Origin of the sequence: Sporosarcina sp. P16b, from assembly GCF_002743065.1 — a bacterium.
Lineage (GTDB): Bacteria > Bacillota > Bacilli > Bacillales_A > Planococcaceae > Sporosarcina.
This window is the reverse complement of record NZ_PDYO01000001.1, coordinates 93,712-107,642: the sequence shown is the minus strand read 5'-3', so window position 1 is coordinate 107,642 and position 13,931 is coordinate 93,712. Positions and strand designations below refer to the sequence as shown.

Here is a 13,931-nt window from a genome sequence, read left to right as displayed (position 1 = left end):
CCTCCTCTAAATTATCTGCAATTCCCCGTCTAACATAATGTTTTACTCAAAGAAATTGTCGAATACTTTTTTAGCGCGTTTCATGAATCCTTGACCTTTTTCTTTCTTCGGTTTAACTGGCCGAGCTACAGGTTCCGCAACTTCATAAATGGAATCTGGCGTTTGAGGTGCCCCAACCTGCTCTTCTTCATAACCGAAGAACACATCTTCCATATACGCATAGCGAATCAAGCCAACCGCAGTAGAATACATTGGCTCACGGACACCAATATATTCTGGTGTGTACAATCTAGCTCTTGTTTTAAAGACATCACGAGCCAACTGTAAAATTCCGTCCAGTTTAGCCGTACCGCCTGTGATGACGATACCTCCAGGCAAGTCACGGATGCCTGTTGCATACAAATCTTCGAGAATCAATTCGAACAATTCTTCAAGACGTGAACCGATAACATCAGAGATATATCGCTGGCTATATTGATCTTTTGCATCTGACCCTACTACTGGTACTTCAAATAATTCTTCGTCTGAAGCATCATCATAATAGGCATGTCCATACTGATGCTTAATCATTCTTGCTTGTTCTGTAGGTGTTTTTAAGACGATCGACAGGTCTTTTGTAATATGGTCTCCGCCAACAGGTAATACAGATGTACTAATCAAACGATTTTCAGCAAACACCGAAACCGTAGTTGATCCTCCGCCAATATCAATAAAGGCAGTTCCATGATACATTTCATCTTCGGATAATGCGAATGTACCTGCCGCTAATGGCTGCAAATAAATTTCGCGTATTTGTAAACCAGCTTTTTCTACACAGCGTAAAATGTTATGTAGTTGAGTTTTGGACGTCGTAATTAACGTTGCGTCCATTTCCAATCTTACTCCCATCATACCACGGGGATCTGTGATTTCATCATAATCATCGACAATAAATTGCTTTGGCACCAAATTGACGAATTCTCTTTCGGGTGGAACATTCATTACTTGTGATGATTTCATAACTCTTTCTAGGTCATCATCTGTGATTTCACGATTTTCAGAGTTCACTGCCACAACGCCTTTGACGTTTTGGAACTGGACGCCATTTGCAGGTATGCCAAGAACTACTTCTTCAATTTTCAAGCCTGTCATTCTTTCAGCCTGTTCAATCGCTTTACGGATTGACTGGACAGTGGCATCAATATCAATAATTGTTCCTTTGCGAATTCCAGCAGACTGAACATTTCCTACACCGATTACATGCAGGGCATTTTGATCCATCTCCCCAATTAAGACTTTAATTGTGGATGATCCTATATCAAGTGATACGTAATGATTTGATTTACTCAATTATTGACACCTCCTTAATGTAACTAGTAACTTCCATTCTATTGTATTATGACTGCTTTGTCTAAATATTTTCAACACCCTCTTCTAAAAACATGTAATATTACGTATTTGTGTCGGAATTTTTGTTTCTCCCCGTCCATTTTGCGAGCAGAATTCTTCTGATGACCGCGATGTTTTGGAATAATCGTACACCAAAAGCGAAAACTGCTGCCAAATATAAATCAACACCTAAGTGTACACCAATAAAAGCAAGTGCTGCTGCTAAAAGTATATTGAAGAAAAATCCGCTGACGAATATTCGATCGTCATACACTTGCTGAAGATAGGCTCTGATTCCACCAAATAGTGTATCAAATGCAGCGAGAATCGCAATAGTTAAATAGTTATTATAAACTTGCGGGATCTGTATATCCGAGAGCAAACCTAGTGAAACGCCAAGGAGGAGCCCAAGTAAGGGTAGCCACATATTGTCATTACTCCTTTGTTTGTTCTTTTAAAAATCGATTTTCAAAACCGCCCGTCCAGCCTTGTAACGTAATACGGTCCATTGGTTCACTAATGGTCAAAATTAAGTCGTCCAAATAAAACTCATCTTGAATAGTAGTTGTCAATAATTGATTATACAACTCTTCACTTGCTTCCTTCGAAGGAGAAACGACTTTAATTTTGAAAGGTGGTGTAGAAACCACTTCCCCACTGACTGTCAGATTACCATTGATATCCCGAATCCAACTCAATGTAGTAAAGCGTTTGCCGTCAATCTCCAACTCATTACCTTGTTGTTGATTCACCACATTAATAAACCAAGCCAGCAGTTCAGATGATACTGGCTTTATTTCATAACCAAGCGCAATACTTTCTGGAGATGGCGCGACTTCTATTACAAATCCTGGACCAGTGGTCGGCATGAATCCCGCTTGTTTATACAATTTATCCAATGTATCTTGCAACACATTTGCTGCATTCGCTTCGGGTGATGCGTTATAAGCAGCAAGCGTCTGGTCAATTCCTCTGATTTCTTCTAAAAGTTCAGAATGGATTTTCTTTTCACTTGATAATTCTTTACGTATAGCCCATAAATCCCGTGTGTCTCGCGGAGATGTGGTATTCATCGTGTTATATTGTAAAGCCAATACAAATCCCACTATACCGAGAATCAACGTGAACTTCCAGTGTGTTTTTTGCTTCACTCTACCCCCCCACAATCCCTCATACTTCGTCACGAATCGCAGGTAGTTGAACTTCCTTCATTTCTTCTAATGTGACGACGATATTATCTCTCAACAAGCCATCTATAACACTGCCTTTTAAATGTAGCGCCGGTGATAGCACTTTCGGATCTCCTACTGCTTCTATAATAAAAGGTGCTGGAAATGTTCTACCATCAACCATAATAACAGGGCCTGTACATTTTATGTACGAATTCGAATTAATCCGTTGCCCGTTGATTGTCATTCCTTGCGCACCTGCGATTTTCAATTCATTGATTACACGTAAAACGTGACTCTCATGGACGATATAATCATTCGGATTTTGTATTGAAGGATCATAGTCCGCATCTTCCAATGTCACTTTTATCCCCGCACCTTTTGACGGTATATCGCCAAGCAACAATCGTAAATCTCGTGCTTTTTCTACAAGGACCGCATGATTTTTTTCTTTGTCGGAGAAATCCTGTTCAAACGAATGCACTTTTTTCTGTTTCTCTAGTAATTCATTCGTCAATTCCTTATTTCTTTCTTGCTGTTCGATTAAATCTGCCCGATACTGTTCTTCTTGCTGAAATAAATTGGTTTGCTCTAAATCCAGCATTTGTTGCTCACTGCCAATTGTACGGTAGGAAAACGCAAGCATGAAGCCTAGGACTAGAAATACGATGGATAGCACTAATTGCTTGCCGCGTTTCTCTCTAGTTTTCTTCAGTTTTTTGCTCACTTTCTTCCTCCTTATTCGTTTCTACATCGACCGGTTTATTTTTTGTTGTATTTGACTCTTCAGTAGGCTGTGGGATCTCCACATCTATCGGTACTGGTTCTTTGTAGAAATCTGTATAGGTTTTAAAGTACACGCCAATTTCAATATCTAGAACGCCTTTTTCTTCTTTAGGCAATTGAGCGATGATATCCGGATAGTAGGACATTTTATCAGCGAAACCTAGAATTATCGCATGAACTTCATATCCATCACTCATAAATACGTCAATTTTTTCTTCTCCTTGATAACGAAGCTCTGACAGAAGTTCGAAAACTGTACTATCCATCATTTGTAGTTCATTGATCATTCGTTCCGTTACTTCAGGATCGGTAAAACCTGATAGAATGGGGGCATGCGAAAGGATATCTGGATCGGTAGTTTCTAAGCGTTCACCATTTTCCAACAATAGATCATATTGTCCTTTATTCTCTATAAAGGCAACCGGTTCCCATTCTGTAACATGAATAGAAACATCATTATAAAAATCACGGTTCACCTGAGCATCCTTCACGCCAGGAATTTTCTTGATATTTTTTTCTATATCTTTAGCACGGAACCCCCATAGTGATTGCCCCTTATACAATCCACTCTGATCTTTATACTCCTTACCTTCGTGTAAAACAGTCTCATTAATGGATATATTCGAAACATCGCTTAATGAAGATTGGAAATACAACAAGGCAAGAAGAACAAGGACGAATATCACGACTAGCAAAAGAAAGCTCATATTGGCCTTTCTTCTGCGTTTTTTACGCATGGATGGAATCCGATCTTCAATATCTATTATTTTTTCCACATCCTATTCTCCCTTCATCCTGCCCTTTTATTCGCAGAGTAGTGTAAAATTGTTCCAACGGCAAGCCAAGTGGTCAACAGCGAGGATCCTCCATAACTAATGAAAGGCAACGTCACCCCTGTCACAGGCAGCAACCCTGAAACGACTCCCATATTTAAAAATGTTTGGAAAGTTACCATGGACACCATACCGGTGACAATTAAAAAAGAATTCCAGTTGTTCAGCCGAATCGCTATGCCGAATGCAGAAGCGAACAACAAGATAAACAGCAATACGATAGACGCTGCACCAATAAAGCCAATTTCCTCCGCAATGATTGAAAAGATAAAGTCATTTTGAGGTTCAGGCAAGTACAAAAACTTTTGACGACTATTCCCGAAGCCGTGACCGAATAATCCGCCTGGGGCAATTGCAAATAAGGATTGAATACTTTGAAATCCCGTACCGAGAGGGTCATTCCACGGATCAATGTAGGATTTAATTCGATCCAAACGATACGGTGCAGCTAGAATGAGTGCGATAAAAGCACCGATTCCTGAGACGAAAAGAAAGATAAAGAATGACAATGGATAGCCCGCCAAGAAAAGAATGACAAAAGCAGACACGATCATGATGACGGCCGATCCGAGGTCTGGTTGCAACATAATCAAAGTGGCAGGTAATAAAATCCAGGCAAAATGTTGCCATTGCCAAGACTTTTCTTTATGCTTCTTCATACCGCTGGCTAACTTCCCAAGTAAAGCCACCTTCACGAATTCTGCCGGTTGTAAACTGATCGGACCGAACGCGATCCAGCTTTGAGAACCATTTCTCACCGCTCCAATACCTGGGATCAATACAGCTATCAACATAAGAATTGAAGCGATATAGCAATACGTCCAGAATTTGGGATGTGATGTTAACGGACTTTTGACTAGCACATAAGCAACTGCCAAGGAAATAATCATATAAATGCCTTGCTTGACAATAAACGGAGAAGAATCTTGATAATGAACTTCTCCCCAATAAGATCCTGCCGATTGTACAAAAACTAATCCAATCAAAGACAATAGTAAGGCGGTTGTCAAAAAGATTATTCGGTAGGTTCTCTCCAGCGTTCGCATCCTTCCTCAAGTTAATCAGTCAGTTCTCCATTTTACTCACAAACTATTACAACGAATTTACAATTTCATAACAGCATCAATAAATTCGTCGCCTCGAATTTCAAAGTTCTTGTATTGATCCCAACTTGCACAACTAGGCGACAATAAAATCACATCGTCTTCACAACTACACGCATACGCCTTCTCAACAGCCTCCTGCATAGTCGATGCCTGTGCCGTCTCCGTTACACCACAAGACTTCGCAAACTCTGCAAAACGCTCTGCTGTCTCCCCTATCGTCACGGCTGCGCGAACATTTTTCATAAACGGTCGTAATTCTTCAAATGAATGCCCTCTGTCAAGTCCACCCGCAATCAAAACAATTGGCTTCTTAAATGAGGAAAGCGCACTTTTTGTCGCTAATGTATTTGTCGCTTTCGAATCATTGTATATGGTACGACTGTTCACTTCACGAACGAATTGCATACGGTGGCGAACACCAGTGAAAGAACTTAAGACATTTTCTATCGCTGTTTTTTCACACCCTGACAATATGGCCGCTGCTGTTGCTGATAAGATATTCTCTAAATTATGGCGACCCGGTAATTTAATATATTTAATTTCTATGAAAGGTTCACCAAGCCAATAAATCCAGTCTTCATCTGCCGAGATACCCTCATTGGTTTTTCCAAGTACTGTGAAAGGAACTTTTTGAGCTTCAAATGATTCTACCGATTCTTTGATTAACTTTTGATCCGCATTAAAAATCAAGTATTCTTCCGAAGTTTGATTGCGAGCCATTTGCAATTTTGCATCCAAATACTCTTGCATCGTTCCATGATAATCCAAGTGCGCTTCATATAAATTCGTAAATATTGCAATTCGCGGTGCAAAGCTTTCTGTTCCAGCTAATTGGAATGAAGAAGCTTCGAGTACGATTACTTCATTCGCATGGGCTTTTTCCGCCACTGTACAAGAAACCGTTCCAATATTGCCGGCAATCAACGGTTTTTTCTTTGCCATATTGAGCATGTGATAAAGCAATGTGGTGGTTGTAGTTTTACCGTTTGAACCCGTAATGGCAATAATCGGTGCTTCACTGAGAATACCTGCTAATTCCACTTCGGTCCAAATCGGGATATGTTGCTCAACAGCACTCGCTACCAACGAATTACTATAAGGAATCCCCGGATTCTTCACGATGAAGTCGAAATTCCGTTCTAGTAAATCACTTGGATGTCCCCCACCAATCACTTCAATTCCTTCGGTTTGAAGTTCCATTGCCTCTTCATTGCCTTCTAGCGGTTTAGAGTCATTAACCACAACTTCTGCACCTAAACGATGAAGCAAACCAGCTGCTGCCACTCCACTCTTCGCAAGACCAATTACAAGTACTCTTTTTCCTATGAATTGTTCTGTATTCTTCATCTACATGACCTCCAAGAAGACCGGTACCAGGGCAGCAAGCAATGCCACACCCCAGAACACAATCACTACTTTCCATTCAGACCAGCCTGATAATTCAAAGTGATGATGAATAGGACTCATTTTAAAGACGCGTTTTCCAGTCATTTTAAAGCTGATGACTTGAATGATGACAGATAGCGTTTCTACTACAAATACAATTCCGATGATCAACAACAATAATTCTTGTTTGATCAATACCGAAATCATAGCGAGTGCGCCACCTAGTGCCAATGAACCTGTGTCCCCCATAAATACTTTTGCTGGTTTGATATTGAATAATAAAAAGCCAAGCATTGCACCTGCTACTACAAATGCAAATAACGCAATATCGTTTTGCTCATATGCTAAAGCAAATACACCAAATGCAGAGAATGCTATAGTTGATGTACCACCAACCAGACCATCCAAGCCATCCGTTAAGTTCACGGCGTTTGAAAAACCTACAAGCCAAAAGACCAAAAATGCCACATAAAACACACCTAAATCTATTCCAATTTCTGTGAAAGGAATCATTACGCTAGTTTCGAATGGTCCTAGTTTCAGTAAGAAAAAGGCGACAATCGCAATGATAATCTGACCGATTAATTTCTGAAGTGATGTCAACCCTAAGTTGCGCTTCGCCACGATGATAATAAAGTCATCTAGGAAGCCGATGATTCCGAAACCAACCAGCACGATCAATAACACAATCGTATGAGTAGTTAATGTGTCGTTTATGTAAGATAAAGTGAGTGTTGAAATCAATATGGAAAGAAGGAAGATGAGCCCGCCCATCGTAGGCGTACCCGCTTTCTTTAAATGCGCTTGCGGGCCCTCTTCCCGTATGCTTTGACCAAATTTCAACCTTCTAAGTAATGGGATGATGATCACCCCGATAATCGCTGATACGAAAAATGCGACAGCGATTATCGTGACTGTGGTGCCGAGTGTCATGTCAAGTTCTCCTTCTACTATCAATTGCGTGTCAGTGAAGCACTGCTATTCTGTGTACAAATGAATCGTGTCTTCCACGGTCATCAAAGTATGGGGAGCAGGCAACTGTCGAATGACTTTCTTGCCTTTTCCATGCCACTTAACTTTGAACGTGTAATTTTGTGACAGTAATTCTTTTTCATTCATTCCAAGTAAATCGGGTGAACGGAATGTAATCGCGTCTCCCCATCGGTATTCTTTTTCCAACTGTTCTTTTCTTCTTTCAATATTAGCAATTGGAGCGATTTCTTCAATAATCCGTCCGACAATTGGCGCAGCGATGACTCCTCCGAATTGAATGGAATTCTTTGGACTATCAATAGCTAGATATACGAGCAGTTCCGGATCATCTGCAGGCGCAAAACCAATGAAGGAGACGATATAATCACCATCTTTATAGCGACCATTCTCTACCTTCTGTGCTGTCCCTGTTTTACCGCCGATCCGAAGTCCATCCGCAAATGCATTACGCCCCGATCCATTTGCTACAACCGATTCAAGCGCATGCCGCACTTTAGCTGATGTCTCCTCGCTAATTACTTGTCTTTTTAATTCAGGTTCGAATTCTTTTAACGTTTTGCCTTCAGAGTCCTTTATCGATTTGACGATATAGGGCTTATAGAGTTTACCGCCATTAATTGCTGCGGCAACTGCTTGCACTTGTTGGATGGGTGTGACTGAGATTCCTTGCCCGAACGCAGTGGTTGCCTGCTCTACCGGTCCAAATGCTTCTTTGGAAAACAAAATACCTTTCGATTCTCCAGCAATGCCTGACTCTGTCGAGCTACCAAAACCGAATTCACGAATATAGCGATCTAATCTTTCACTACCGAGTCGCTGCCCCATCGTAATGAAACCAGGGTTACATGAGTTTTCTACAACTTCTAAAAATGTTTGATCTTTATGTCCTTCTCGTTTCCAACACCGTAATCTAGCGTTTGCAACGACTTTATAACCAGGGTCATAAAAGTTTTCATTCTCCAAGTCGATGACGTCTTCTTCCAAACTTGCCGCCAAGGTAAGAATTTTGAATGTGGAACCTGGCTCGTATGTCATCCATACAGGCAAGTTCCGGTTATAGATAGTGGAATCGGCTGATTGGTATTCCCGTGGATCAAAACCAGGTACGGAGGCCAGTGACAATAATTCGCCCGTTTTCGGATTCATTATGATTGCCAGTGCCTGTGTTGCATCATACTTCTCCATTGCTTGGATCAGTTCGCGTTCCACAATTTGGTGCATCTTCAAATCGATAGTTAGTTCCAAGGTGGATCCATTTTTCCCATGTTCAAAACTATCCTCTACATGAGGCAATGCAATTCCTTTGGCATCCGTGAACAGTCGCACTTTGTCCCCTGTTCCGTTTAAAATTTCATCATACGCATACTCAATACCCGCCAAGCCGTTGCCATCATAGCCAGTAAAACCGATTAAACGTGCCAACAGATCGTCATATGGATAATGGCGGACGAAATCTACACCTACATACAAGCCAGCTACTTGTAGTTTAGTAATTTCATCTCCCTGCTCCTTCGTGATGTTTTTTCCTTCCGGAGCTAATTTCACCATATAGGTTTTTTTCTTCAGTTTTTCTTCTAACGTTTCCGGCGGCATGTTAAGGATTTTGGCAATTGCAGGTATGTCGCTAGAAATGTCAGGATTTTGAGCTGGCATGAAATACAGTGTGGGTGCTAGTTTATTACCAACAATCAACTTACCGCTTCGGTCCGTAATATTTCCACGCATGGCACCGAAAGGAATTTCGATGTCCCAATTTTCTTCTGCTTTTTCGGTCAGCCATTCATGCTTGACGATTTGGACATGAAATAGTTTTCCTATGACAAGTAATAGACAGATAAGAAAGCCTAGGAAGACTGCACGTAAACGTTTTTTGGACTGCATATCAATAAATGAACGCAATGACTCACTACCTTTTTTCTATCAAGGTATGCTGTGAAATCATGCGCTATTCATTAGCCTCCCATGATTTGCACTTCTTCGTTCTGTTCCTTATCTTCATTACTTTTCTTTTTATTATACTGCTGTTCAGGCGTCCGAAGTTCAACAACAATCGGATCTTTTTTGTTTACTACTGTTCCTTCTGTTACGCTTTGTCCCACAACGTAACCTTCTCCGTTGATTCGAATGTCTAACTTCGAAAGGTTCATAAATGAGAGCACCACTTTTTTAGACCAACCTGTCATATCCGGGAATGTCGTATCCCCTTTTGTTTCCAACAAAATAATTGAATCCTCCGGTAATTTCGTGTCGGCTTTTGGTATTTGTTTCGTTACTTTGCCACCTTCTCCGATTAATACAGTTTGGAAACCATCTTCCACCGCTAGAGAAGCTGCTGTTTCTGCGTCTTCTCTTTCATAATCCCCAACTTTTTTGACAGGAATCACTTGTTCATCATCAGGAGCAATGTTCAAATATTTTAAGCTATTTTCCATAATTGGATTAAACACTTTGGATACAGGATCAGACCCTTGTTCACCAGCTTTTAATTTAGGTTGCTGAACAGTTACATAAATCAGAAGCTGCGGATCATCAATCGGTGCCATTCCAAGGAACGAATATAAATAGTTCCCGGGGCCAGACATATACCCTTTTCCATCTGTTTTGGGAAGTTCCGCCGTACCTGTTTTACCGCCTACTGCATAATTTTCAAGATGATACTTTTGTGCAGTACCATTTTCTGATGTCACTGTTGTCGCAAGGATTTCCCGCACTTCTTTGGCTGTTGCTGCGGAAATCGGTGTTCCACTTTCTTCAGGTTCATGATTCTCCAGCACTTCATTTGTATTCGGATCAATGATTTGGTCAATTACATATGGTTTCATCATGACACCGTTATTCGCAATAGCAGAAGCAGCCTGTACCATTTGTAATGGTGTAACTGTAGAACCTTGCCCATAGGAAGTCGTTAGTCGTTCAGCCGGATAATTGTCGAGTACTACACCTGCCGCTTCATTAGGCAAATCAATTCCAGTTTGTTTACCAAAGCCAAACTTATGAACATATTCAATGAATTTCTGATCGCCGATTCTTTCCAGAAGATATGCCATTCCCACGTTAGAGGAGCGTTGCAACCCTTCCATAAACGTAATCGTACCCCAACCGTCTACATTCACATCTCTGATCACTCGGTCATAGATCCGATAAGAGCCAGATTTAAAGTAATCGTCCGGTGCCCATTTACCTTCTTCTACTGCAGCAGCCAATGTGAACATCTTCATAGGGGAACCTGGTTCAATCGTCTGTTCAACTGCATCATTCAACCAGTTTTCCGTCAGACCCTCTCGCGTCATCGGGTTAAATGTCGGTCGCTGACTCATTGCCAGGATTTCACCGGTTTTAGGATTAGATACGAGAACCATCATTTTCTTTGGAGAATACTCCTCTTCTACTTGATCCATTGCTTCTTCTACAAAGTTACTGATCGTCTTGTCCAAAGTAAGCTTAATCGTCTGGCCATCTTTGGGTTCTGTAATTTGTTTGCTAGCTGTGGGCAATAAATATCCCCAACCATCCGATTGATAATTCACTTTTCCATCGATACCAGTTAGTTGCTCATTATATGTTTTCTCAAGCCCCATTTTCCCTTTGGTGACGGTAAGATTGTTTTCCAATTCTTCTTTTTGAGCAAAGCCCACTAAGTAAGATGCGAATCGACCGTTAGGATAGAATCGTTTTTTACCTTCCACAAACAAAATACCCGATAATTTTTTTCTATCGAGTTCTTCCTTCATTTTCAAAACCGTTTCACGGTTCAAATCTTTACCCGCATGTCCAAACTCGATTTGCCACGCGCCTTCTCTAGCATTTTTCATTTTATCGTAAATTTCACGTTCTTTTAAAGGTAAATACTTAGCCAGTACTTTAGCCGTCTCTTTATAATCAACAACATGATATTTTCTTTTGCTGTTTTTACTAGCCGCTTCATTAAGAACAGCAACTACATGATAACTTAACGTATCCGATGCAATCGGCACATCGTTTCGATCTACAATTGCCCCGCGGTTTGCTTGTAAGACGGCATGTTTTTCATATTGGTTCGCAGCGATTTTCGCTAACTCTTTACCATCTACTTGGCCGGTCATTTGAATAAAAAGGATTCTGCCGAATAATATGAAAAAGAGCCCTCCGAATACTACAAACATTAGAAAGGCTCCCCATTGAAAGCGAAACTTCTTCATCGTCCTGGTACGACCTTTACGTTACTTTCGTTAAGGTTCAAACCACTCTCTTGTGCTTTTTTCCAAATACGTTCGTACGTGGATTTGTCACTTACTTGAATGGACAATTCAGTATTCTGTTTTGCAGTATCTTCAATTTCGGAATTCATCAACTGCACTTCTTTATTTACAGCGTTTATATCTGAATGTGTCTGTAAAAGCATTGAAGAAGATCCAATTGTAAATGCCGCAAATAAAGTAAACAATATCTTTTCACCCTTAGAAAAACGTTTTTTTACACGACGGACAACCTGCGGCTGATTTAAGTCTGTATGTTGTTCTATCTCCGGTGTCAGTGACGTATTAAGGTTCCGTTGTTCTAGTCCCATTGCTCTATTCCCCTTTTCTAATTTCTCTCTATAATTCGTAATTTCGCTGATCTGGCACGTTTATTATACTTTATTTCTTCATCTGTAGGGATGACCGGCTTTCGTGTAATAAGACGGAATTCCGGATCCATGCCCTCAGGTATAATTGGTAAGTTTGGCGGCAACTCCGGCATGGAAGATGCTTCCTTAAAAATAGTTTTACATAAACGGTCTTCAAGTGAATGAAAGGTAATTACGCTAATCCGACCATTTTCTCGCAATAACGTGAGTGCATCGGTCAAAGATTGTTCAGCTGCTCCCAACTCATCATTTACCGCAATTCGTATAGCCTGGAACACACGTTTCGCGGGGTGACCTCCGGTTCTTCTCGCAGCAGCCGGAATACCCATCTTAATAAGCTCAGCCAGTTCACCTGTTGTACGGATAGGTGCATTAGCACGTGCTTCTTCAATTTTGCGAACGATTTGTTTCGAGAACTTTTCTTCACCATAGCGGAAGAATATTCTGACCAAATCTGAATACGACCATTCATTGACTACTTCAAAAGCTGTCAATGGTGCAGAGGTATCCATACGCATATCTAGCGGTGCATCATGATGGTAACTGAAGCCTCGCTCGGGTGTATCCAATTGCGGAGATGAAACTCCTAGGTCATATAAAATCCCATCTACATGAGAGATCCCTAATTTCGCTAATTCACTTTTCAAGTCTTTAAAGTTTGCATGGACGAAGTGTACTTGTGCAGTATAGTTTGATAGTTTTTTTTGTGCTGCTTCAATAGCCGTCATATCTTGGTCGAAGCAAATTAGTTGTCCTTCGGATGATAGAAGTTTGACAATTTCTTCACTGTGACCTGCACCACCAAGTGTGCAGTCCACGTAAATGCCATCTTCTTTTACATTCAAGCCTTCAACGGCTTCATGTAGTAATACTGTCGTGTGGTTAAACATGGTTATTCCGCCTGCTTTCAAAATTCAAAATCAATAAGGTTTTCTGCAATGTCATTGAATGATTCTTCAGATTCCTCGTAATACGCTTCCCATAGTTCTGTAGACCAGATTTCAATCCGGCTGGATACGCCGATAATCATACAGTCCTTTTCAATCTTAGCGAATTCTAGTAGGTTTGCGGGTATATTTACTCTCCCCTGCTTATCGAGATTCGCTTCGCTTGCTCCTGAGAAGAAAAAACGAGTGAATGCTCGTGCATCTCTCTTTGTAACCGGCAATGCTTTCAATTTTTCTTCAAGCTTTTGCCATTCATCCAGTGGATATCCAAACAAGCAATTATCCAGTCCACGGGTTAAAATAAAGCCTTCTGCTAATTGCTCCCGAAATTTTGAAGGAACGATCAGTCGACCTTTTATATCGATTGAATGCTGATACTCACCCATGAACATATAATTCACCCCACTGTATGAAATAATGTACCACATCCCCCCACTTTCCTCCACCCACTACACCATTTTTCTTCGCATAATTTTTAAAATGTGTCAATAGTACTTCTTTCTAATTTATTTTCTCTTCTGTATCTCGTAAAAACTACTTTTTTCGCAATTTTCTCAAGTTAGCACCTTTGAGAATGTTCACTATCAATTGGAAAGTCTACAAGTGAGTACGAAGGCTAGAAGCTGTCGTTAGAGTTGCTTTTTGTCTGCCGAGAAAGCGGAGTGGACTACAGATCTTTTATCGAAGTTAGTATGGGGGATTGTGTTGCATTTAAACTGATCTACGTTCAATTTCAC

Annotated in this window: 13 protein-coding genes; all 13 read right to left on the bottom strand. The window is 40.7% G+C overall.

All coding sequences use genetic code 11. The annotated features are described in order from the left end of the window. Positions 1 to 42: 42 nt before the first annotated feature. Positions 43 to 1,260: a cell division protein FtsA gene (gene ftsA, locus CSV77_RS00545; RefSeq protein WP_369802722.1), complete on the bottom strand. Its 1,218-nt coding sequence runs from the start codon at positions 1,258 to 1,260 to the stop codon at positions 43 to 45. A 169-nt stretch (positions 1,261 to 1,429) separates the two neighbouring features. After that, complete coding sequence (locus CSV77_RS00540; RefSeq protein ID WP_099630850.1) at positions 1,430 to 1,795, bottom strand: small basic family protein; 366 nt, start codon at positions 1,793 to 1,795, stop codon at positions 1,430 to 1,432. A gap of 7 nt (positions 1,796 to 1,802) precedes the next feature. Further along, positions 1,803 to 2,519, bottom strand: a complete 717-nt coding sequence (locus CSV77_RS00535; protein ID WP_099671922.1) for a DUF881 domain-containing protein — start codon at positions 2,517 to 2,519, stop codon at positions 1,803 to 1,805. Positions 2,520 to 2,538: 19 nt separating this feature from the next. Then, positions 2,539 to 3,264, bottom strand: coding sequence for a DUF881 domain-containing protein (locus CSV77_RS00530; RefSeq protein ID WP_099671921.1), 726 nt, complete (start codon positions 3,262 to 3,264; stop codon positions 2,539 to 2,541). Further along, on the bottom strand, positions 3,239 to 4,099 hold the full coding sequence (locus CSV77_RS00525) for a cell division protein FtsQ/DivIB (RefSeq protein WP_099671920.1): 861 nt from the start codon (positions 4,097 to 4,099) through the stop codon (positions 3,239 to 3,241). Before CSV77_RS00525 ends, CSV77_RS00530 begins: the two co-directional genes overlap by 26 nt. A 14-nt stretch (positions 4,100 to 4,113) precedes the next feature. Beyond that, a complete protein-coding gene (gene ftsW, locus CSV77_RS00520) occupies positions 4,114 to 5,202 on the bottom strand; it encodes a putative lipid II flippase FtsW (protein ID WP_099630846.1) in 1,089 nt (362 codons plus the stop codon). Positions 5,203 to 5,259: 57 nt separating this feature from the next. Next, on the bottom strand, positions 5,260 to 6,609 hold the full coding sequence (gene murD / locus CSV77_RS00515) for a UDP-N-acetylmuramoyl-L-alanine--D-glutamate ligase (protein WP_099630845.1): 1,350 nt from the start codon (positions 6,607 to 6,609) through the stop codon (positions 5,260 to 5,262). Further along, positions 6,610 to 7,581: a phospho-N-acetylmuramoyl-pentapeptide-transferase gene (mraY, locus tag CSV77_RS00510; RefSeq protein ID WP_099635673.1), complete on the bottom strand. Its 972-nt coding sequence runs from the start codon at positions 7,579 to 7,581 to the stop codon at positions 6,610 to 6,612. A gap of 45 nt (positions 7,582 to 7,626) precedes the next feature. Further along, positions 7,627 to 9,522 (bottom strand): penicillin-binding transpeptidase domain-containing protein, encoded by a 1,896-nt coding sequence (locus tag CSV77_RS00505; RefSeq protein ID WP_099631024.1) that lies wholly within the window; start codon positions 9,520 to 9,522, stop codon positions 7,627 to 7,629. A gap of 71 nt (positions 9,523 to 9,593) precedes the next feature. Then, positions 9,594 to 11,783, bottom strand: coding sequence for a penicillin-binding transpeptidase domain-containing protein (locus tag CSV77_RS00500; protein ID WP_233212148.1), 2,190 nt, complete (start codon positions 11,781 to 11,783; stop codon positions 9,594 to 9,596). A gap of 32 nt (positions 11,784 to 11,815) precedes the next feature. After that, the gene (gene ftsL, locus CSV77_RS00495; protein WP_099671918.1) at positions 11,816 to 12,187 is read right to left on the bottom strand and encodes a cell division protein FtsL; all 372 of its coding nucleotides are present in this window, start codon (positions 12,185 to 12,187) and stop codon (positions 11,816 to 11,818) included. Positions 12,188 to 12,204: 17 nt separating this feature from the next. Further along, positions 12,205 to 13,137, bottom strand: coding sequence for a 16S rRNA (cytosine(1402)-N(4))-methyltransferase RsmH (gene rsmH, locus CSV77_RS00490; protein WP_099671917.1), 933 nt, complete (start codon positions 13,135 to 13,137; stop codon positions 12,205 to 12,207). A 17-nt stretch (positions 13,138 to 13,154) separates the two neighbouring features. Then, the gene (gene mraZ / locus CSV77_RS00485; protein ID WP_099631023.1) at positions 13,155 to 13,586 is read right to left on the bottom strand and encodes a division/cell wall cluster transcriptional repressor MraZ; all 432 of its coding nucleotides are present in this window, start codon (positions 13,584 to 13,586) and stop codon (positions 13,155 to 13,157) included. Positions 13,587 to 13,931: the final 345 nt, after the last annotated feature.